Source organism: Arthrobacter sp. 05L417 (assembly GCF_056397865.1).
Map to the genome: position 1 here is coordinate 217,960 of NZ_JBFTOG010000002.1, position 22,057 is coordinate 240,016.

The 22,057-nt window shown below is 62.5% G+C and carries 16 protein-coding genes; 11 read left to right on the forward strand and 5 right to left on the reverse strand.

From position 1 onward, the window contains the following. Positions 1-12: 12 nt before the first annotated feature. The 6 genes from brxL to AC1DJW_RS02955 all read left to right on the forward strand — a co-directional run bounded on the left by brxL (position 13) and on the right by AC1DJW_RS02955 (position 8,583). A complete protein-coding gene (gene brxL / locus AC1DJW_RS02930; protein WP_476900644.1) occupies positions 13-2,154 on the forward strand; it encodes a BREX system Lon protease-like protein BrxL in 2,142 nt (713 codons plus the stop codon). 384 nt (positions 2,155-2,538) lie between these two features. Then, positions 2,539-2,883, forward strand: coding sequence for an NAD(P)H-binding protein (locus AC1DJW_RS02935; RefSeq protein ID WP_476900645.1), 345 nt, complete (start codon positions 2,539-2,541; stop codon positions 2,881-2,883). A gap of 147 nt (positions 2,884-3,030) precedes the next feature. Next, positions 3,031-4,209 carry an ImmA/IrrE family metallo-endopeptidase gene (locus AC1DJW_RS02940; protein WP_476900646.1) on the forward strand — a complete coding sequence of 393 codons (1,179 nt, stop codon included), beginning with the start codon at positions 3,031-3,033 and terminating at the stop codon, positions 4,207-4,209. Next, positions 4,206-4,682: a PIN domain-containing protein gene (locus tag AC1DJW_RS02945; protein WP_476900647.1), complete on the forward strand. Its 477-nt coding sequence runs from the start codon at positions 4,206-4,208 to the stop codon at positions 4,680-4,682. Before AC1DJW_RS02940 ends, AC1DJW_RS02945 begins: the two co-directional genes overlap by 4 nt. Positions 4,683-4,926: 244 nt before the next feature. Next, on the forward strand, positions 4,927-7,182 hold the full coding sequence (locus AC1DJW_RS02950) for a hypothetical protein (RefSeq protein WP_476900648.1): 2,256 nt from the start codon (positions 4,927-4,929) through the stop codon (positions 7,180-7,182). A gap of 717 nt (positions 7,183-7,899) precedes the next feature. Beyond that, positions 7,900-8,583: a nuclease-related domain-containing protein gene (locus AC1DJW_RS02955; RefSeq protein ID WP_476900715.1), complete on the forward strand. Its 684-nt coding sequence runs from the start codon at positions 7,900-7,902 to the stop codon at positions 8,581-8,583. A 101-nt stretch (positions 8,584-8,684) separates the two neighbouring features. On the opposite strand, the gene AC1DJW_RS02960 is transcribed toward AC1DJW_RS02955, so the two are convergent. Then, the gene (locus AC1DJW_RS02960) at positions 8,685-9,194 is read right to left on the reverse strand and encodes a hypothetical protein (RefSeq protein WP_476900649.1); all 510 of its coding nucleotides are present in this window, start codon (positions 9,192-9,194) and stop codon (positions 8,685-8,687) included. 565 nt (positions 9,195-9,759) lie between these two features. Between AC1DJW_RS02960 and AC1DJW_RS02965 the strand changes: the two genes are divergently transcribed. From AC1DJW_RS02965 to AC1DJW_RS02985, 5 genes are all read left to right on the forward strand, one after another. After that, the gene (locus AC1DJW_RS02965) at positions 9,760-10,251 is read left to right on the forward strand and encodes a hypothetical protein (protein WP_476900650.1); all 492 of its coding nucleotides are present in this window, start codon (positions 9,760-9,762) and stop codon (positions 10,249-10,251) included. Between the two features lie 154 nt (positions 10,252-10,405). Next, positions 10,406-12,259: a DUF262 domain-containing protein gene (locus tag AC1DJW_RS02970; RefSeq protein WP_476900651.1), complete on the forward strand. Its 1,854-nt coding sequence runs from the start codon at positions 10,406-10,408 to the stop codon at positions 12,257-12,259. Between the two features lie 634 nt (positions 12,260-12,893). Continuing rightward, positions 12,894-13,097: a hypothetical protein gene (locus AC1DJW_RS02975; protein WP_476900652.1), complete on the forward strand. Its 204-nt coding sequence runs from the start codon at positions 12,894-12,896 to the stop codon at positions 13,095-13,097. Between the two features lie 181 nt (positions 13,098-13,278). Continuing rightward, the gene (locus AC1DJW_RS02980; RefSeq protein ID WP_476900653.1) at positions 13,279-13,860 is read left to right on the forward strand and encodes a hypothetical protein; all 582 of its coding nucleotides are present in this window, start codon (positions 13,279-13,281) and stop codon (positions 13,858-13,860) included. Positions 13,861-13,989: 129 nt separating this feature from the next. Further along, positions 13,990-14,454 carry a hypothetical protein gene (locus AC1DJW_RS02985; RefSeq protein ID WP_476900654.1) on the forward strand — a complete coding sequence of 155 codons (465 nt, stop codon included), beginning with the start codon at positions 13,990-13,992 and terminating at the stop codon, positions 14,452-14,454. Positions 14,455-14,561: 107 nt separating this feature from the next. Here AC1DJW_RS02985 and AC1DJW_RS02990 read toward each other — a convergent pair whose 3' ends face one another. From AC1DJW_RS02990 to AC1DJW_RS03005, 4 genes are all read right to left on the reverse strand, one after another. After that, on the reverse strand, positions 14,562-15,074 hold the full coding sequence (locus AC1DJW_RS02990; protein ID WP_071416349.1) for a hypothetical protein: 513 nt from the start codon (positions 15,072-15,074) through the stop codon (positions 14,562-14,564). Positions 15,075-15,151: 77 nt separating this feature from the next. Continuing rightward, positions 15,152-18,724 carry a mediator complex subunit 15 domain-containing protein gene (locus AC1DJW_RS02995; RefSeq protein ID WP_476900655.1) on the reverse strand — a complete coding sequence of 1,191 codons (3,573 nt, stop codon included), beginning with the start codon at positions 18,722-18,724 and terminating at the stop codon, positions 15,152-15,154. Between the two features lie 35 nt (positions 18,725-18,759). Next, complete coding sequence (locus tag AC1DJW_RS03000; protein WP_476900656.1) at positions 18,760-21,054, reverse strand: hypothetical protein; 2,295 nt, start codon at positions 21,052-21,054, stop codon at positions 18,760-18,762. 41 nt (positions 21,055-21,095) lie between these two features. Continuing rightward, the gene (locus AC1DJW_RS03005) at positions 21,096-21,995 is read right to left on the reverse strand and encodes a hypothetical protein (RefSeq protein WP_476900657.1); all 900 of its coding nucleotides are present in this window, start codon (positions 21,993-21,995) and stop codon (positions 21,096-21,098) included. Positions 21,996-22,057: the final 62 nt, after the last annotated feature.

Below are 22,057 nucleotides of genomic sequence, written 5' to 3' on the forward strand. Positions count from 1 at the left end.
GAGAGAGCGATTATGAGCGAAGTGAGCGAGGTCAATCCAGAGATCACCGCTGGGGTCACCACATCAGCAGATGCCATCCCGTTGCAGAGCGACCTGGACCGAAAGATCAACCAGCTCTTCCCCGGCGTTGTAGTCCGCAAGGACCTGGTAAAGGCGGTCAAGGGCAACGCCATCGTGCCCTCCTTCGTGCTGGAGTACCTGCTCGGCCAGTACGCGGCATCCGACGACGAAGCCACCATCCAAGCAGGCATCGATTCGGTGCGAAAAATTCTCGCCGACCACTACGTGAACCGAAACCAGTCAGAACTGGTGAAGTCCACGATCAAGGAGCGCGGACGCCATCGCATCATTGACAAAGTGACCGTCACGCTGAACGAGAAGGATGATGTCTACCAGGCAGAGTTCGCCAACCTTGGCATCAAGGGAGTGCTCGTCGAATCCGCGACGATCAAGGCTCACCCGAAGCTGCTTGTCGGTGGTGTTTGGTGCATCTGCGACATCGAGTACTTCCACAGTGATGACGCCCGCGTGGTGCCGTGGATACTGGGGTCAATCAAGCCCATCCAGTTGTCGAAGTTCGACTTCGAGGGTTATCTCGCGACGCGGACCGAGTTCACAACCGGCGAGTGGACTGATCTGCTCGTGCAGTCCATCGGGTTCAATCCCGAACTGTTCGGACGCCGTGCAAAGCTCATCCAGCTCGTGCGGCTCATCCCTTTCGTCGAGCGAAACTACAACCTCGTCGAACTCGGACCCAAAGGTACCGGTAAGTCGCACATTTTCTCGGAGTTCTCACCCCACGGCATGCTTATCTCGGGTGGCGAAGTCACCGTTCCGAAGCTCTTCGTCAACAACTCCAACGGCCGCATAGGGCTGGTCGGCTACTGGGATGTCGTCGCGTTCGACGAGTTCGCGGGTAAGAAGAAGCGCACCGACAAGGCGCTCGTGGACATCATGAAGAACTACATGGCGAACAAATCGTTTTCCCGCGGCGTCGAGACGCTCGGCGCGGAGGCGTCCATGGTGTTCGTCGGCAACACTTCGCACACCGTGCCCTACATGCTCAAACACTCCGACCTGTTCGACGAACTTCCCGAAAGCTACCATGACTCGGCGTACCTTGACCGCCTGCACCACTACATCCCGGGATGGGAGGTCGACACCATCCGCGGCGAGATGTTCTCCAACGGGTATGGGTTCGTTGTCGACTACATCGCCGAGGTGCTCAAGTCGATGCGTTCGGCGGACTACTCCGACCGCTACCAGTCGCACTTCACACTCTCATCGGACATTTCGACGCGAGATCGCGACGGCATCCACAAGACCTTCTCCGGGCTGATGAAAATCCTTTACCCGCACGGAGAAGCCTCGGCCGACGAGATCGAAGAGATCCTGCAGTTCGCCATCGAGGGCCGCAAGCGCGTCAAAGACCAGATCATCCGCATCGACTCAACGATGGCAAATGTAAAGTTCGGCTACCTCGACAAGGCCGGTACCTGGCACCCAGTCTCCACGCTTGAAGAGGATGAGTATCCCGCGTACTACTACCGTGAGCGTCGTGTAAGCACTGATGCAGAGGAGGCAACGGGCGATCCAACTGGACACGCCGCGACTGCGGAAGACGGTCAACCAATTGCGCCAGAGAATCTCACCGTAAAACCGCTGTTTGAGGGCCACCAGGAGTTCCAGGAGAACCAGCGCGGAGTCTCCTATGAAAATCTCTTGGTCCCGTACTTGCGCGGAGCCTCGCAGATCACCATAACTGACCCTTACATCCGGCAGTTCCACCAGGCCCGCAATCTCATGGAACTCATCGAGTGCATCGCTGCCACCAAGGATGCTGCGGACGAAGTGAATGTGCGGCTCGTTACTTCCGAGAACACCGAGGGACAAGACAAGCTCCGCAAGCAGTACGAACTACTACTGAAGGTCAAGCAAGGAGCCTCTGTCGCCGGCATAAACGTCGACATCGTCTTCGACGGAGCTATCCATGATCGGTCCATCCTCACCGACACTGGATGGAGGATCCTGCTCGGCCGCGGATTGGACATCTTTCAATACATCACGGGCGACGCCTTCGAACTTGCCACTAGGCTTCAGGAATATCGCCAAGTCAAGGCGTTTGGCATAACTTACATCCGAGATGAAGCGTGAGAAGACCCCGTTACTAATATTCCCGGCAGACCTACTCGGGCCTTGTAGCTGAGTTTTTCTCGCTCAGGACTCTTGGACTGCGACGCGATGACGTCCCGGATGAAATGCACCGTCACGAACACGAACACCAAGACCCTTGCCCGGACTGGCTCGACTGGCCGGAACAGGCAAACCTGCTGCTGGCCATCGACAGATGGGGCTATCTGGACCAGTACCAATCGATGCACCCCTCATCGCTCTTACGCCTGACCGAGTGGCCCAGGTCCTGCGGGGCGCGGACGCGGTCGTCTACGCCGCCGGGGCGAGCAGCGCGCCGACGGAGGTCGCCCGGGTCGTTGACGGCGAGGGCGTCGCCTTCACTGCCCGTGCCGCGCTGCTCGCCGCGTGTCCAGGTTCCTACTGGTCTCGGCGTTCCCCGACGCTTGGCGCGATCAGGGCATGCCGGCCTCCTTTGAGGAGTACATGAAGATCAAGAAGGCGGCCGACGTCGCCCTCGCCGCGACCAGACTCGACTGGGTTATCGTGCGGCCGGGCACCCTCACCCCCGGCCCCGGCACCGGTCGGGCGGCCCTCGGCCCGGCGATCGCCTACGGGGACGTGTCCCGCGCCGACGTCGCCGCCGTGCCGGCCGAACTGGTGCACCGGCCCGAGGTCTCGCGGCGGATCCTCGAGCTGACCGAAGGCCCCATACGGATCACCGATGCGGTCGACGCCGCGACCCGTATCTAGGAAGGAAGACTCCCGATGACTGACATGATGCGCGCCCCTGATCGCCGGACGCGGACCCGAACATAGGCTCCTCCGACACTCGACTCAAAGTGGAACTCATGGAGATGCGCGGCGAGTTATACGATGTTCACTTGGGGGTGATCTGAGATGGCGATCGACGTCCTTTTGGATGGAGAGGCCGTCCCGATTGACGAGGCGGTTTTCCGGACGCTTCTCGACAATTCTGTGGCGGGAACCTATAAGGACTATGAGAATGCGCTAGACTCACGCCGAATCAAGTTCTCCGACCTCGTGCGGCTTGCGGACAAAGGCGACATCCCATACTCACTGTTCTTCGCTCCGCTTGCGCTGGTGCAGGAGCAAGTGAAGAAGAAGACCGAGAAGTTACTCGCGGGACTTAGCAAAGACACATTCTCGATAGGGTCCCGCGCCAAGGTGGAGCTGCGGGACGTCGAACTGATCGTCAAGGACCTGATCCGAAAACAGCAACTCGTCCGGAAGCACGATAACTCGCTCCAGCGGAACAAGATTGTAGGCCTGCTCCGTGATGACCGGTCATCGGTCGAAGCCGACGCAGCACGGCTTATGGCGGCCATCGGCCTTTCTCACGAGGCAGTCCGTGCTTGCAAAAGCAAGGAGAAGGCGCTCGATCTCATGATCGACGGTCTCGAAGCCAACCAGGTCTTGGTGTCGCGAAGTGTCCAGCACTACATGCCGCAGCGCCTGACGCACGTCAAGTTCAGTGGCATGACGATCCGAGACAACAAGGTCCCGTTTATCTTTCTGGCAGGAGGAGACCACGGTGACGACCAGGAGCCTGATGGTCGGACCCTCTTTACTCTTGCGCTGATGACGGTGCTGGTAGCCCGAAGAATATTTGCTCCAATGACCTGGGACGGCGGCAACGCTCAGACGGATCCCGGGCGGGAGTACGATATCGCTGGTGCGATGCTGATGCCGCGCGAGCGGTTTGAGGCGATTGGACCCAGGTCGCTCGACGAGATGAGGATCGCGTCGGACGAGTTCAAGGTCACTCCCAGCGCCGTCGCAGTACGCGCGATGAGGCTGGGAAGGATCACTGCTGAGACAGCGACCGGCTACCTTGCGCAGTTGCGAGAGGAGTTTCGGAGCCTCCCGAAGGGCGGTCCTCGAAATCGGATTCTCCCAGAGAACGCTGTTCGCAAGTACAACGGGAAGGAGCTCAGTTTGCGAATGCTGCACGCGCTCGATAATCAGAGCATCTCACCAGGTGAGTTCTGCCGTGCAGTTTGCTTGAACCACCTCAAGCCATCCCAGATCGACGATCTCAGGCGGGCTCTCGGATGAGCGATTTCGGGCGACGCTACGTTGTCGACACGAACGCTCTCAGTCAGCTTGGGAGGCAGCGACGAGCGAGCGAGTATTTTCTGGAGAGTGCCGTCATCCCAGAGGCTGTGCTACGTGAGGCCAATGGTTTTCCAGACGTCCAATCTCTGCGCGACAACGTCCATCCGACGACGCCAAGGGTGCTTCAACTCCTGGTCGAAGTAATGGCCACAGTGCCGGACACTGACACGCGACTGGTCAACCTCTACGCCAACCTGGGCAACGCCGACCCGCTGGTCATCGCATGCGCTTTGGAGGGCCGAGAGCACGACAGCCAGTACCTCATGGCACCGGAGTGGTTCGTCGTCTCCGGCGACGAGGCAGTCCGCAACAAGGCAGAGGAGTTCGGACTGAAGGTGCTCAGCAACTCTCAGTTCGCAGCGCTCATCGACGGGGCTGGGGCCGAACAGGAAGGGTCTGGCAGCGGTGGCTGACAGATTGCAATCAGCTGCGGGATGGTTAAGGCGATGAGTCGTCCTGGCGGTGTGAGGAGGCTGGTGGGGCTTGTCCGCCCCAACCCACTGCGGACCTCCGGATCTGGCTGGATAGAAGATGTCATTGCCGACGACGAGTCAAACTAGCATCATGACAGATTCCTCCGCCAGCGGCTCAATGTTCGCTCGTCTTCTCGAACAACAGTTGACGGCTCTTGAACGGCTCTATGAAGCGTCCGAATCATTGGAAGAAGCACTCGAGAACATTACCCGGCAACGTGATGAAGCAATCGAGGAACTTCGGGGCATAGTTGCGCATCTGGATGCGTTCGATGTCATAGCGAACCTGTACTTGGTGTCGCTGCCTACCGACATTGACTCCTACGTTGAAAGTCAGCATGAGTCCTTGCCGAGCCTGACGGAGCTCGCAGCATTGCTGCTTGTCGAGCGCGGGCCGCGAGTTGTGGGTGATGTGACGCAGACTGCGGGCCAGGAGCTGGAAGATTTACATGGAAAGCTAAGAGCTCTTTTGGATCTTGAAGCCATACGCTTGCACGTTGAATTGCAGCAAGCCGATGAAGTGTTCGCCAACGAGCAGGACACGTCCGCGGATGTTATCCCGCCGCGTATCGAATCACGAATGCGTCTGTCGATCGTGTCCGCCGAGCTCTACATGCGCAACCGTCAGTACATCGACAAGGAACGGACACTGCTGGGGGAGCTGTTCTCGCCGCCTGCAATCGACACGGCCGTCCGCGAAATCCTTGGCTACGGGGTCGCGGATGTACTTGAGCTCTTCGATTCAACAGCAGACTGGCTCCAGAGGAAGCTAGTTGATTCAGGCGAAGAGGCCCGAACTTTCCTGGAAGAGCAACTGGCGGTGAGCGAGGAAGTCCGAGCGACCATTGAAGCAAGCGGGATGGAGGATGCGGAAGCTCTCGACCATCTCGTCCAGGTTGCGGTGTTCCAGCAGATAGCGGGCTTTGGGTCTTTCTCAGCTGCAGAGCTGGCTGACGAGAGCACCATGGACGCTGCCCTTTTGGTGAAGATGCTGTCTGATTTCTCCATCGACCTCGAGGTTCAGTCCGAAAACGTGGTGTCCGATTACCTTGCAGGTGACAACCTCGTAAAGAGGAAGCCTTTTGCCAGCCGCCTTGTAGACGGCGAGCGGCGCTGGATCCTGATTCAGCCCACATCCCTGCTCTATGCGATTCGTCCGGCGCTGGAGAATGCACTCAAGCGCAGCCGATCAGTCACCGAATACAGTGACCATCGTGGTGGACTCCTTGAATCGAAGGGCCTCGCGGAACTGGTCAGAGTGCTCAAACCGGATGTCGCCTACCAATCGGTTTACTACCAAGACCGTGATGAAACGCAGAAATTTGAGGGCGATGGACTGCTGTTCATCGATCGCTTCGCAATCATCGTTGAGATGAAAAGCAAACCCCTTTCCCCCGCGGCACTCAGGGGGAACCCCGGCCGGATGTTTCTGGACCTCAAGAAGATAGTCCTGGACGCAGACGAGCAGGCAAGCCGACTGCGCGCGCTCCTAAACGACGGGCAGGTATTTAGTCTCAGCCGGGCCACGCTCCTGAACTCTGAGGGGCAGCCGCATTCCCAAGTGCAGGACGTCCATATCCCTGTCGTTCCGGGGAGGGAAGTCCTCACGATCACCCTCTCGCTCGACAACCTAAACGCAGTCTCGACCGTCGTCGAGGAACTGACCCGGAGCGGACTGTTGAGTGGGCAGGATGACCCGCCCTGGATCGTAAACCAGCACGATCTGGAAATCATCACCGAGGTGCTTGGGCGCCCATCTGAGTTCATTCACTACCTTCTACGTCGCCGCAAAATGAACATGTCCGGCTCATTCCGCGCTTCGGAGGAGCTCGACTATTTCATGAGGTACCTCACCACGGGCCTCTATACCGAACCTGGACAGCCCGGGATCGCAATGCTGCCTAGCCAGACGGACAGGCTTGACGCCGGGTACGAGTACTCTCGTGGAGATAGGGCAATTGCAGCTGAGAAGCCCCAACAGCCGATCCCGGCGGGCCTGGCGGGCCTGCTTGACTCGCTCAACGAACACCGCCCCTACGGTTGGCTTTCAACCAGCATTGACCTTCTCGACCTTGACGGACCACTCCGGCAAGAAATTGGGGATCTACTCCTCACATTGCGTCGGGAGAGCCGTATGGACGGAAAGATGCACACAAAGTTTGTCGGCTTCGGCATCGCGGGACCGGGTCAGCGTCGGGGCATACTGTTCCTCAGCTTCGCTCGGGGCATCACCCGGGAGGCTGCCATCCGGGAGGCCAGCTTGCGCCTGCGACTGCGGAAACATGCCCTCCGTCTCGACTACCTGGCGGCGATCGGCGTTTGGGACTCCACTGAGACCTTTAACGTCTTCGTGTTCAACGACGAACCATGGCAGCCGAATCCCGGCCTCGATGAGCTCGCGAGACGCGCAGGATACGAGATAGCCGAACCGGCTCCTTAGGACCTTCCGGTTGAGCACGTCCTGGACGGGGGGCCGCTGGAGGCACTGGTGAAGCTACGCGGAGAGGGCCTGATTGCCGGGCTGAACACGTCCATCGCAGCAGTCTTCTGGGTTCGGAGGTCCCGGACGCGTTGAGAAAGCATTGATACTCTGGGTAGGGGAAAAGGGGGGAACACGGAAATGGGTTTTAGAAGTCTTTTTCAGCGAAAAGCCGCAACCGCAGCACGCACGAGTCCAGTTGGGGCGGCAGCTCCTGTCCCGGACGCGCCCACGTCACCGGAGCTCCAGGAGGAACTGCGGGTAGCGTGGGCAGAACTCACTGAGGCTGCCAAGGCCTCGAAAGTGACAAACTTTCACGCCTGTACGCGCACAGGCCGGCATTGGGCCGAAGACCCGGTGGCGGTCAGAGCAGTAGCAGCCGCACTCCGCGAATTCCCGGATTCCGACAGCCAGCAGACGACGTAGCGGCATGTCGCTCGTGGTCTTTACAGCTCACTGGAGCGCGGCGGATCCGACAAGTTCCGCCGTCGTAAATTACCTGCAGACTCTGTCCGTGTCGGTGATCCACTCCGCGTCCTCATGAGGCAGATGAGGCTTCGGTACGCCGGAGGATGCAGGGTGTGCGGTGCCTCTCTTCCGGCCGGAACAGAAGCCATCCATGAGAGCGAGACGAAGACCGTCCGCTGCTTGGAGTGTGCCACCGACGCTACGGAAACCATGTCCCCCGACCTGGAGCCAACTGGTGATGAGTCGTTATCCACTGAGTCCGGAATCGCTGGCTCGTCAGCCCGACGCGAATACGAGCGCCGCAAGGCGAAGGACGAGGAAAAGCTCCGCGAGAAATGGGGGCGGTTTGGAGGCCTCGCAGTCGCCCTCTCTGATGAACGGCAGCACACCAAGTCGTGGGAACGGGGCGCGGTCGGTGAGGAACGCCTCGGCGCTCGGCTGGATGCCCTGGCCGCCGATGGCCTCGCTGTCCTTCACGACCGACGCATTCCCGGCTCGAAAGCCAACATCGACCACATCGCCATCACTCGCGCTGGAATCTGGGTCATCGACGCCAAAAGGTACAAGGGGCGGCCTGAGCTGAAGATCGAGGGTGGCATCCTGCGCCCACGCGTCGAAAAGCTCCTCGTCGGCCGACGTGATAGCACGAAACTGGTCGATGGGGTGCTCAAACAGGTCGACGCCGTGCGAGACCTCGTCGGGGATGTTCCGGTCACCGGGGCGCTGTGCTTTATCGAAGCCGACTGGCCCCTGATCGGGGGCGCATTCTCGACCCATGGCGTTCATGTACTTTGGCCGAAACGGCTAGCAAAACTACTTGTAGAAATGTCAGCCGGCGACGTTGATGTTGTGGCTATGCGTGAGTCGGTAGCCTCGCGATTCAAGCCTGCTTGACGTCAGTTGCCAACGTTCCAGGCCGCTCGGAACCACACTGAGGGGATAGCTAACGGGAACGAAGTCAGGCATCAGCAAGTTTGGACTGTGGCGTACTCCGCCTACGCGCTATTGTCGCCGCTACCGAATCCGGCCTTTCCGCCGAGGGCTGCAACGGCCGCTCCAACCGCGGCGATGCCGACCGTCGCAGCAATTGTGACTAACTTCATTTGGAAGGCCTTGTGCTCGGTGTCCTTTTCAGACTCCATGTTCACTGCTTCGCGAAGCATCTCAAGGATCTTGAATCTGTCCTCGGTGCTCAGATTCTCGCGTTCCAGTTCGCGATTGAGAGTCTTGCGGTAGGAACTAAAAGCCTTATGAACCTTCTTCTGACTCTTCCAGCCGTATTTTTGCGCACTAACAGAGTGCTGCTCGACTGAGTTCATCGTCTCGTCTACCAGTGATTTGAAATTGGGAAACTGCGCAATCGCCTGAAGCGCTACTTCTTTGTTCATGTGCGGCATTTCCGCCACGAAATTGAGGAACTTGTCCTTCGAAAGATTCCGCCACGAGTCGATGTTCAGTTTCTTCTTGACATCATCTTCACTTATCAAGGTCATGTCTGCCCCCATCTTCATTATTCAAGCTCACGCCAGCTCCAACCACATGGTCCGCTAGGGTGTCGACACGCGCGAATCATAGAACAGTAAGTCACCAGTATGCCCTGAGACTTCAGTACTGAAGGTTCCGGCCGCGCATTGTCGGTACACGATATCTACCAGCTCGCCGCCACCGGTGCAGCAATCCCAGCGTCCGCGGTGCGCTGCTACGAGAAGAAATGATCACATCACACCACATCACTTCAGAAATTCGCTGCAGCCGCCCTCGAACACGGTGGGTCGTCTCTGACGGCGACTTGGCAAGTCAGCGCCCGTCAATCCCAGGTCTGGCCGCACCGGCAGCGACCTTCCTGGTGCTCCTGGATGACGAGGACCCGCGTTCCTCACCAAGCAAAATGATGTCTTCGTAACTGAGCATGAATCGAGTCCAGCATCAGCAGCCAGCCGCCGGTAGGGGCGTCTTGGCTTATGTGGAAAAACTGACAGGGAGCGGTTCGTTCCAGTGCCACAACCCGCGACCGGACCGGGCCTATCATGGGGAAGGGAGCAGCCTATTAGCCTCTTGTCGGGACACGCCATGGCACCACACAGCGAGACAAGGCGGGATGACCATATCCCTGGCAGTGCAGCATTGCGCCCAGGACACCGCATCAGGGAAATCCGCCAGGACCTCCACAACCGGCACCCTGTCCGGGCCCGATACCAGGTCATTGCTGCTCATCATTTGTTAGCCGACGGGGCACCTCTTGCGCCCCCGGCTTCGGATGAATATCAAGTGCACCTCTACATGCGGTCCCGCAGCGGGGACGTGAAGGTACGCCTTGCCGCGGCCAGGGAGGCCATAGCAACCTCGCCTTATGTCTGGGAGGACCTTGCCGCCGATGGCGTGCGGGAATGGGTAGAGCCTTCGATCGAGGACGATGCGCTGCTGACGGCCGCCCTTGTCTCCCTGGGAGCATTGAACGTCGAAGAACGTCCCTACTTTGGAAAATTCGTGGCCGAACGGACCTACGAGATGCTGATGGACGCAGAAGAGGCTTACTGGCACCGATTCTTCCGGCGGCGCTGACCCATTGCACGGCGAATCAGCGGCTCATCCCCTGGATAGTTCAGGCCGAGCACCTGGCAAAGAAGGCAGCCCTCAAGTCAGCATTGCGAAAATGGATGATGACAACTTTGTGTGTCTCAACTCGGATCTTGGGGTGCCGCGTAGAGTGTGGCCCATGGGACACAAAGAGCCGATGTCGATCGCAAAGGCGCTGCGACAGATCCAGGAGAACAAGCTCATACTTCCGGCAATCCAGCGAGAGTACGTCTGGAAACCTACCCAGATCATCCGGGTGTTCGACTCCATCATGCGCGGTTACCCGGTTGGGAGCTTCCTCTCGTGGAAGGTGCTGCCGGCGACAGTCAGCGAGTTCAAGTTCTACGGATTCATGAAGGACTACAGCGCTTTCAACAACCGCCACAACCCAGTAGTCGACATACCCACCGACCGTGAAGTCATCGCGGTCCTTGACGGTCAGCAGAGACTGACGTCACTCAATATCGGACTTCGAGGTACCTACGCCTATAAGGTCCATGGCGGCTGGGCGAACAAGCCATGGTCCTACCCGGAGCGTCGTCTCTACCTGAACCTTCTGGATGAAGCCCCCGAGAATGAGCTCGGCCTCAAGTACCACTTCCAATTCCTGACCAAAACCGACATCGACGCAGCGGCAGCCGACGAGAGCAAGTCGTGGCTCCCGGTGTCCGAGATCTTCGACGCAGCCGAACCTTCAGCAATGATGATGATTCCGGCGAAGTACGGCGTCGGGAACAACCTGAAAGCAATGGAGTTCGCATCTAAGCTCTGGGAGGCGATCCACCACAGCGCGAGCCTCCATTTCTATGAAGAAGACGTGCAGGACATTGAACGTGTCCTCGACATCTTCGTGCGAGTCAACTCCGGCGGCACCGTCCTCTCCTACAGCGACCTGCTCCTGTCCATCGCCACAGCGCAATGGGAGGGTGATGCCCGTGCCGCTGTCCATGGCCTGGTGGACTCCCTAAACCAGACGGGAAACGGGTTCAACTTCTCCCGGGACACGATCCTGAAATCGGGACTGGTGCTTGCGGACATCGGTGACATCGGGTTCAAGGTCAAAAACTTCAGCACGCCCAACATGGCCAAGCTCGAGGCCGGCTGGGATGTCATGAGTACATCCCTCCACGTTGCGGTCGGACTTCTTAGCGATTTCGGTCTGTCCGGCGGTGCACTCACCGCGGACAGCGTCCTCATACCGGTTGCGTATTACGTGCATCGCCGGAAGCTCGGACACGCATACCGTGAGTCACCTGCGTCCCGCCAAGATCGTGAAGCTCTTCGGTCATGGGTTCTGCGGTCTCTCATCGTCCGCGGTGTCTGGGGCTCTGGCCTGGACACCTTGCTTCGTGACCTGCGCGAGGTCATCAAGGCGCAGGGTGCCTCGGGGTTCCCGGTCGCAGCAATCGAACAGGCGATGGCACTTCGCGGTAAGTCGCTCGCGGTCACAGATGCCCTGGTCGACGACATCTTGACCCTGGAGTACGGGAAAGCCCGGACCTTTGCAGTGCTTGCAGCCCTGTTCCCGCATGTTGACACGCGTAACCTGTTCCACGTCGACCATGTATTCCCGGCCGCGCGGTTCAACAAGAAAGTACTGGCGCGTCTCAAGAACCCCGACGGCACACCGCTGTTCACCCCGGAGTCCATCGAGGAGCTTGTCTCAAAACGGGATCGCCTGCCGAACCTGCAGCTGCTCCCAGGGCTCGAAAACATCGGCAAGTCTGACAAAGCGCCGGACGACTGGCTTGCTGCGGAATATCCATCCCCGGATAATCGAAGCGCATTCCTCGAACGACATGCCCTGCCGTCGCCGCTACCGCACTCCGTTGACGAGTTCACCGCGTTCTTCGATCAACGGCGCGCGAATCTCACGGCTCGTATCTGGATGATGTTCAAGATCAGCGGCCCGGAACCAATCGGAGCTCCCACAGCCCCTCAGCTTGCTGACCTGGATGAGGAGCTAGCTGAAGGCGACTACGAGGATGACTGACTGACAGAAGGGGTTGAGGGCCCGTTCCGACCGCGGGACATCCGAACAGCGACGACCTCATTATGAGCCAACGGATAAGCTCGGGCTCTGACATTACACCAGGACAGGGTCGTCGTGGCCGTGCTCTGGGCCGTAGGTAGCCTGCCGTTGTCTTCAGCCTTCTTCGCGTTCTCGGAGCCGGCACGCCATCTACGAAGTAGATTCGGCCGAGTCCCACTACAATGACGCACTGATGACAAGACTTCGGCCTCAACAGAAACTGATGGATCAATGACACCTCGTCCGCGCCGCGCCTGGCAGGCGGCAGCAAAAGCCAAGCAGGAGTCCAAAGAACTAGGACAGCTACACCCCGTCGAACCAGTATCACGCCGCAGCGATGGCTCACCCAAAATAGGTCCAGGCCAGGTTTACGTGGTGAGCTCGGGAAAGGTCTTCCACCCTGCTTGGTGCAACTCAGTGGGCAATGTCTGGGACGACAACCCCAAAAGGCTGCTGGTCGTCGATGAATCGAGCGTGGGTGGTCGGACGGCATGCAAAGCCTGCGACGAACCTCTTCAGGCCTAACCTCGGTCTTGGCTTGCATCCAGACGGAAGTTCCTGACCAGGTCGACCAGTGCCGATGGACAATGGGGACATGCCAGCTGCTTCTGCCCCCCGCACCGTCCACCACCTCTACTCCACATCAGGTCACCTCCTCCCCGCGTGCGGTGTAACCCCCGGCCCCGACGGGTCCGAGTGGCACACCGGACACGACGCCGAGGTCCTGCAGGCGTTCTCCGCGCACGGATCCGCGTGCTGCTCTCTGTGTCTGGAGTTGTCCCTGTCATCTCCTGACTGACATGTGCAAGGTGGTACAGGTGGTACCTGATCTGCCATACTGGTAGAGAAAATAGGTATACGAGTGGAAATCCTGCTCAGCCCCGGCTGAGCAGATCGTCCGTCCAGGCGGGCGTGGATAGTCCAGCTTCGGCTCCCGGGCGTGGCCTGGGAACGGGGGCTCGGGGAAACAGTTCTGAACTGTGGAGCCGAGACGCTGGACCTTCCGAACACTCATTGCCTGGACACAGAGCCAGGACGACAGGACCGACCAGAAGGACGAGAAGACCATGGACATCACCAGGACCGCACAGGTGACGCGGACGAAGCTGGCCGCGACCGCTGCGGCCCTGGCATGTGCCGCGCTGGTGCTCAGCGGCTGCAGCAGCTCCGGCGGGGACGGGCGGTACTTCGCCACCTCAGAAGGACAGAACGGCGACATCGTCGTCGTGGACGGTGACCGGATCACCTACTTCGACACCGCGAGCCGCCAGGACCTCGCCTGCCACTCCATCAACTCCGTCCTCGACGACCCGAAGGCGGCCGCGGCGAAGGGCGAGCTCAAGGACGCCTACACCGTCCGCGGCACCGGCAAGATCAACGAGTCCAAGTCCTCCGTGGACTGGACCGAGGCTGGCCGCAGCACCACCGAGACCGGCTCGATCACCTTCGGCAAGGACAAGTCGACCATGGAGTTCGTCTTCTCCAACGGCGTCAACGACGTCGTGCTCGTGCCCGTCGACAGCGAGCAGGGCAAGGCCGTCAAGACCAAGTACTGCGGCTGAGGAGGCTGACCCCTTGACTGCCCCGATCGACCTGCAGCACCGGAGCCCCGTGGACCACGCGTCCGCGGGGCTCTGCCTTTTCTCTCCCGGGATGCGCCCGCGCGCCAGACAGGATGCAGGAGGTCGGACATGACGCTCATCGGACCGATCAGGTACTACAAGGAGCGGGTGGCGTACCCCAGCGACGAGCAGCTGCGTGCAGCAAGAGCCACCTGGGATTTCGACGACATCCGCCGGCCGACGGACGATGTCGACTGCACGCACATCCAGCTGATCGAAGTCTCCTGCCGCAACGCGGGGGAGCGGCGGCAGCTCGAGGAGGAGAACCTCACACGCTTCTTCGACTACATCGGCACCCGGGCCGGCTTCCGGGTGCTCACCCACCAGAAGAAGCCGGACTCGGCCACTTCGGCCTTCGTTTCGCACGAGATCGTCTACGTCATCGAGTCCCGGCCGACCAGGGGGTACGCCAAGCTCACCCTGCGCTCGGAGCTGCCGCGCAGCGGGACCGCCGATGCCGTCTCGGACATCTTCAGCGCCGAGGGAATCGACCGCATCTCGCGGATCTTCGACAAGGGCCCCCGGAGGGATTGAGGCCGGTGCTGCAGTACGACTGCCGCCCGACGGGAAAGGAAGACCCCGTGGACATCACGTCCACGGGGTCTTCCTGTGTCTGACTGGCTGGCAGTCCCGTATGAGCCCTACAGCCGTCCGCCCTTCAGGCGCAGCGCCCGGTACTCCTCGATCGTCTCCGGCGGCCGTCCGTACTTTGGCGCATGTGTCTCGACGAAATCGATCTCGGCCCAGGTGTCCCGGTGCCGGACCCGCGACCTGGCCAGCACCGCAAGCGCGGTTACTGAAACGACCACGTTGGCCAGCCACCACAAGATGGCGATGAGGACCGCCGCCTGGACCAGTCCCCGTTCAGAGGAGCCCGTCTGTGCTGCCACGGCCGCCAGGGCCGTTGAACTACCCAAAGCCATGCACCCGAGCAGGAGCCCGGCCACCCAACCCTCCGTCGGCACCCGCCGGCGCGCCAGATCAGCGGGGCTGTCGCGATGGCGGACCAGCCGCAGCGCCTCGCGCAGGAAGAACACAGCAGCCAACGCGGCCAGGCAGTTCACCGCCAGCTCGCGCGCTCCCTCGAGCCACCAGCGCCCCGAGTGCCACCAGCCCAGCGGAAACTCGTCGCGCGCCTTGCCTCGCAGATTCATCCGTTCCATCCTTTCCCCCGTGGCAGGCAAAGGGCGGCGCACCCCTTGTCGGAGTGCGCCGCCCTCATCACCAACGATCAGTTCTTCGGGTCCTCAGCCGGCTTCCTCCGCGACACGGGACCGTCCGTGCGCTTCGGAGCCGGATCCGCCGTCCGCCGCGGCTGGGCCGGAGCCGGCTGCGACGGCTTCGGGGCCGGAGCCTTCGGAGCCGGGGTGGGAGCCGAAGCCTTCGGAGCCTGAGCCGCCGGTGCCGATCGACGTCCGCTGCGTGGAGTCGGCTGGACACCCTGGCTGCCCTGAGCGCCTCCGGTAACCCGGCCACCGACACGGGGCTGGATAGGAGCAGGAGCAGGAGCAGGAGCCGGGGCCTGCGGACGCTGACCGGACTGGCCCTGCGCCTGCGCCGGAGCGCCGGTACGGGGCTGGATCGGAGCCCGGTGGACACTGCCCTGGCCGGTCGGAGCCTGGACCGGAGCCTGCGGGCTGCGGCGCTGACTGCCGCTGGCCTGCGGGATACCCGGTCCCGCCTGCACAGCACGGGAGCCGGAACCCGCGTTGGCCTGCGGCTGCTGGCCTTCGGCGGCCCGCGTGGCCCGGGTGCCCGGAATGCCCGGGACCGCTGCGACGACGGGGTTCACCTGCGCAGGTCCGCCGGTACCCGCGGTGAAGCGCGGGCCCTGGCCCGAGGAGGCCGGAGCGGCCTGCTGTCCGGTGCCGAACTGCGTCGGGGCCGACTGGCCGGCGACCGCCTTGCGGCCACCGCTGGTGGGCGCACCGCTGTCGGTGCCGCCCGCGAGCCCGTTCTGCTTCTGGCCCTGACCCTGGCCATGGCCCGGCTGCCCGGTACCAGGAGCACCCTGCGCGCCGCCGAGCCCGAAGCTCGTCTGGCCGCCGGTGGCCTGGCCGCCCCGCGAGAAGGGACCCTGGCCCGTGCTGTAGCCGAGGTTCGACAGGCCGCCCTTGCCGCTCAAGGTCTGAGCAGTCTCCTTGTCGGAGCGGGAGCTCCCCGCCTTGCCGCCCGTGAGCTGCAGAGGACCGCCCTTGTCGCCCGGCCCCTCGGGACCACCGGCGGACGGGCCGCGGCCGCCGCTGTCACCACCACCGCCGGAAACCGGACCGAGACCGGCGGGGCTGCCGCCGTCGGGGCCGGCTTCCGGACCATCGTTCGGACCGGCGGCCAGGGCCAGTGCGCCCTTCCCGGCAGCAAGCGACTTCTGCTCACCGTTCAGGCCGCCGGCGTTGGTCGACGAGCCCTTGCCACCACCGGGGGTGCCGCCGGGCTTCGTGGCCCCGCTGCCGCCGAGCTTGCCGCCGACGCCGGAGGCGAGCTTGTTACCCATGGCCATGCCCGCTCCGGCCCCGGCTCCCGCAGCCAGCGCGGGGAGCATGCCGCTCTTGTCCGGCTTCGGTGCGGTGTTGGTCTCGAGGAACTTGTCCACGAGCTTGGTGAACACCTCGTCCATCGCCTGCAGCACGACCTTGCGCACCCGCAGGAGCGCCAAGGTGATGCCGATGATCAGCAGCGAGGAGATCAGGGTCAGGATGACCACGATGATCCCGCCGAGCATGCCTGAGCCCCACAGGCCGTCCTGGGACATCCAGGCCGACACCGGTCCGGAGATGATGTCCGGGATGGAGATCAGCAGCTCCGAGACGAACTGGTAGATGAACAGCGTCACCAGCACCTCGAGGATCAGTGCGACGGAGTAGACGATCACCTTGCTGATCGCGGCGATCGCGCCCAGCGTGGCGAACGGCACCGCAGCCACGAGGCTGAAGGTGCGCTTGACCGCGCCCACCAGCATGCCGATGGCGTACCAGAAGCCGAGCAGGACCATGCTGCCCAGGACGACCCCGGCGTTCTGCCAGTACATGAACTTCGCCGGGCCCGTACCGACCTGGCTGACCGCCATGTGGTCCTCGCGGGTCAGGCCGCTGGTGACGTTGTTCGAGCTGTACATCGTCATCGAGTCGGGGCCGAAGCCGGTGTTCAGGTAGTTGTACGCCGACAGCGCCGACATGTTGCAGGAGACCGGGACGTTGTCCGCCCAGACCGAGAACCCGCAGCCGTGCTTGGTGCCCTGGGTCGAGAAGCTCGTCGTGTTCCCGCCCGGGTTCGAGGAGGTCAGGCCCTTGCCGCCGACCGCCAGCACCGGATGGTTGGTCGGGATGTAGTCCGACTCGCCGTGCCCGCCGAAGTTGTCGCTGTCACCGTAGGACTTCTTGTCGATGAACCACTCCTTCTTCACGTCGCTGTTGACCGGCAGGTTGGTGATCGCGCTCTTGATGCCCGACTCGAAGTCCGACGCCGATGTAATCTGGCCCGAGATGTAGCTGTTGAGCATGCCGAAGGTCTCGCCCACGGCGTTGAAGTCACCCGCCGGGCTGCCCTCCATGCCGACCAGGCTGTTCTTCCAGGCCGTCTCGGCATTGGTCGCACCGGGGCCCACGCTGATGTCGCGGAAGGTCGAACCGTGCGCCTGCTTGTTGATCGCCAGTGCCGTCGTGCGCACCGACATCATCGCGTTGTTGCTGGCCTGGCCGTTGTCCCAGGCGATAACGGCCTCATCGGGAACGCCGAGACGGTCGTTCATCATCCAGGCCTCGAAGTCCACGTACGTGGAGAGCACCACGCGGGTCGGGCCGGCGTGCTGGCCCAGCAGCGAGTCATCGAACTTGTCCAGGACGCCGGTGTACATCGAACCCAGCAGCGGAAGGCCCACGCCAATGAAGACGACGCGCACGACGAGCTTCTTGATCGCCGAGCCGCGGTCCATCTTCTTGAACAGCACCAGGCCAATAATCAGGAACCCGATGAAGAGCGGGACCAGCGCCTCCCAGGCGATGGACTGCAGCAGGCCGTACCAGCTTGCGATCCAGTGCTGCAGGCCCGCCAGGGCACCGCCGCCGGCCTGGCCACCGGTCATCCCGTCGGCGAGGTCCTGCTGGTGCGCGCTGTTCGTATTGCCACCGGAGTCCGCGACGCCGGCGACCGCCTGGTAGAACCACATGAAGGGGTTCAGCACCTTCAGCAGCTGGATGATGAGATAGAACAACGTGCCCACGGCCAGCGCCATCGCGTAGAGCAGCCAGATCGCGCCGCCACCGATGAGCGACAGGATCTGTCCACCGATGCCCGAGGACATCGTGTCCAGGCCAAGGTCGGCGTTGGCCGCGCCGAAGTGGGCGTAGTCCACCATGCCGGAGTAGACGTTCTTGCCGCTGCCGCTGGCTGTCGCATTCAGCGTGTCGTACCCAATGGTCTGCGTGGAGCCCGTCGCCTCGGCGAAGAGCCAGCCGACTACGTTGAAGAGGCTGAATTCGGAGTCGGCGTAGCCGAGCATGTCGCCGCCCGTCGCCGGGTCGGCGGTGATCGCCCGCCAGTCCTCGTTCATCCGATCCTCGGGCTTGTCCTTGCCTTCGGGGGAGTTCTCCTGACTGAAGTACGTCGAGGCATTCGACGCCAGCTGGTACAGCGAGTAATTGTCGCGGTCCTCGTCGTCGGCAGCGTGCGCTGACGGCGCGAACACCGTCATCAGCAGCGGCACAACCAGTGCCACGAGCAGCGACAGAGCCAGGACGCGCACCAGCCCGCCCCGGGCAGTCGCCGCGGCCCGGGCCCGCGCCGCGAGCGTGATGGTCCCGTTCATCTTTCCCTTCCTGTCTGTCGTGTCCGTGATGGCCGTCATGACTTGCCCAGCTTCCGCGGGGCGGTCCCGGCCTTCTTCATGGCCTTCCTGCGGTCGGCCCGCCCCACCTGGTCCTCAGAGCGGTCCTCCTCGGATTCGACGCTCTGGCGGGCGCTGGTGAGCTTCGCGCCGGGTGCCGGCTTGTCCTTCATCAGCTGGTCCATCCGGGCCGCCTCGTCGGCCTTGGCGGCCTCCAGACGAACCTGCCTGCGCTGGGCCTCGCGGAAGGGGTTGATCCCCAGCGCGAGGTCGAGGTGGAAGACCACGTTCGACACGTCCCGGCGGAGGTAGGTAAGGTTCTCGCCCTTGGTCGTGATGAGCTGGGCGAGGTCCGGCGGGATCTGCTGGTGCAGCTGCTTCTGGTACTCCGCCACCGTGCGGTCGCGCATCGGCCCGAAGAGCGTGTAGTCCGCGGCGTCGAACTTGTTGAAGTCCGAGTCCGCAAGCATCTTGTCGACGTCGTTGTAGCTGTAGACCACGCGGCCGCCGCGCTCGTGCATGTGGTCGAACTGGTCGCGCAGGTACTTCTTGACGCGGTCGTCAATCTGCTCGGTGCCGTGGATCACCACGGTGTCCCCGAGCCCGAGCTTGCCGACGGCGAAGCCGACGATGTTGACCAGCTGGGCCATGGCCACTCCCTTGCCGCGGCGCATCAGCCGCGAGAAGTCGTAGACCACGCGCCGGGCATCCCGGACCCCGTCCACGGCCGATGCCGTGTGGTTGTTGAACAGGTCGCCGTTCGTGCTGAGCATCGTGTTCGCGATACCGCGCAGCACGTTGTACGCGCGCAGCTGGTCGGGCTCGGTCTTGCTTGAGTTCAGCAGGGCCTTGTGGGCGGTGTCGAGGTACGAGACGAACATCTGCAGCCGCGGCACCTGCTGGTGCGGGATGTTGACCACACGCAGGCGGTGCCGCTGGTCCTTGGCGTTGTGCCGCCACATGCCCTGCTCGACGTAGAAGTCGGTCGCCGTGTCCTCCAGCGCGGAGCGGATGATCGAGCCGATTGCCCCGTCCGTGGTCTCGTAGAGCTGCTCAAACATCAGCTTGAGCTTCTCCATCTGCGCGGCGAAGACCGTCAGTTCGTCGTCCTCGTCGCCGAACAGCTCGAAGGGGTTGACGTCACCGCGGTTCAGGTCCACGCGCGAGGTCAGCCGCTCGAAGTTCGGGCCGAGCTTGTCCAGGTCCGCCCCGTCCAGCACGAGGTGGACCACTGAGCCGTTGCCGAGCATGCAGGCCTGTGAGATCTTCGAGCACCACATGTTCGAAACACGCTGGCGGTCCAGGTACTCGCTCAGGGTCGCGTCGGCCACGACAACGTGGTGCTCGTACCGGTTCACGTCCATGAGTACGGCCGAGTTGTTGACGTCGCCGACCATGTAGCCGACGTACTCGCCGCCCCGGTCGTTCAGGCCGTTAGTCACCAGCGAGTACGAACCCGCGAGCTCGGTCGAGGTGAAGTGGAAGCCCTTGCCGCGCTTCTTCTCGTTGTTCTTGAACAGGCCCGAGAGTTCCTGGCGCTGCTCGCCGGCGTACGCGGCAGCCTTGAGCGTGCCGAAGCGGTCGATGTACAGGCGCGTGACGCGGTCGACCGAGTCGTCCAGCGTCTCGAGGTCCGGAGCCTTGAGAAACAGGCGGTTGTGCACCGACAGGTAGCTCGCGCCGTCCTGGATCTCGCCGATGGTGACCTCCAGGTCAGAGGAGATCTTGGCGGCCTTGCGCTTGGAGGAGGTCGTGCCGGTCTCCTCCTGCTCGTTCGCGTCAAGGCGGTCGAGCTTCTCCGACTGCTTGGTGAACGAATCCACCCACTTCTCGTCCATCCGGCGCACCTGCTCCAGGACGACCGCGGTGACGCGCTCGTCGAGCCCGTCCGGGATCCGGTCGATGCCCCAGAACGCGGCGAAGTTGTCGTGGGCGGCGTCGTCGTGGAAGAACGCGAGCACGCACGCCACGGAACCGTCGACCTCGAAGTAGTCGGAGCGGAAGACGTACTTCTCCCGAGGCTTGAGCGCCAGCAGGTGCGGATACGAGTCGAACCGCCCCTCCAGCTTCTTCATCTCCTGGCGGCGCTGCCACCAGTTCTTCTTCGGCTCGGCCACCTCGGCCACCTCGGCCGGCTCAGCGGCGACCGCCGGCGCGGTCACCTCGGACGGCTCCGCCGTCCCGTCCGTGGCGGGATCGCCGTCGAGAGCGGCCTCCAGTTCATCCACGCCCGGCACGGCCGTCGCGTCCCCGCCCCGGGGCTTCTTCCCCGGAATGCCCAGCTGCGCGCGGGCCTTCGTCATCAGCGCCATGTCACCCTTCGTCCTTCCTTTGTTCGTCCAGCTCGGCCCGGTCAGTTCAGTGAGGCCTTGAGAGAGTGCAGGTCGTCCTCGATGCCCTGGTAGAAGACCCGCAGCATGGGCTCGGTCTCCTCGCGGTCGAGGACCGTAGCCTCCTTGATCATCAGCGCGGACCCCTCGACCTCGGACTGCAGCACCATGTGCGCCCGGCGCAGAGCGTCAGCGCTCTTGCCCTTGAGCAGCAGGTACTGGTGGATCGAGGTGAACTTGCCACCGACGTGCTGCGTGAGGATGTCATACTGCTCGTTCTGCAGCTCGATCAGGTCAGGGTCGCGTACCTCGAGGGCGTGGTTGCGGTGCTCGAGCGAGGCCACCTGGTGGTAAATCCGCTGCGGCTCCTTCGTGGTGACGAAGGCCCACTCGCAGTTCGTGTCGATCTTGCGCCAGAAGGCGTCGACCCGGTCCAGGATGCCGATGCGGTCCTCGTCGAAGAGCAGGTACGACGATGAGCCGACGACCAGGTAGACCTGCCCCTCACCGCCGTCGGAGAAGTGGATCCGGCCGTCCTCCTCGATGCCGTCGATGCCGACGATCGAGTAGAAGTCGCTCGGGTCCGAGCTGCGGCGGGTGAAGACGTTGCGTGCACGGGAGGGGGCGTACGCCAGCAGGGCGGGCACGTTCATCGCCCGCAGCTCCTTGGTCTTGGTCATGCCGCCGAAGTAGACGATCAGTGCCAGGCCCCAGATGACGAAGAGCGTGATGAACACCGGACCCGAGCTCGCCACGAAGGTCTGCGTCACCGCCCACAGCAGCGCCAGCGCGCCCCCGCCGAAGAAGAACAGCTGCTTGATGGGGGAGGGCTTGGCCGCCCAGCCGCCCTTGCTGAGCGTGATCTCGTGGTCGAGGAACGACCTGTTGAGGCTCGTCGGCACCTTGTACGACATCTTCGCCATGAATCTCTCCCTGCTGCCACCACTGATTTGTCTGCGCCTGTCCGAATGCCCTCATAGACGAG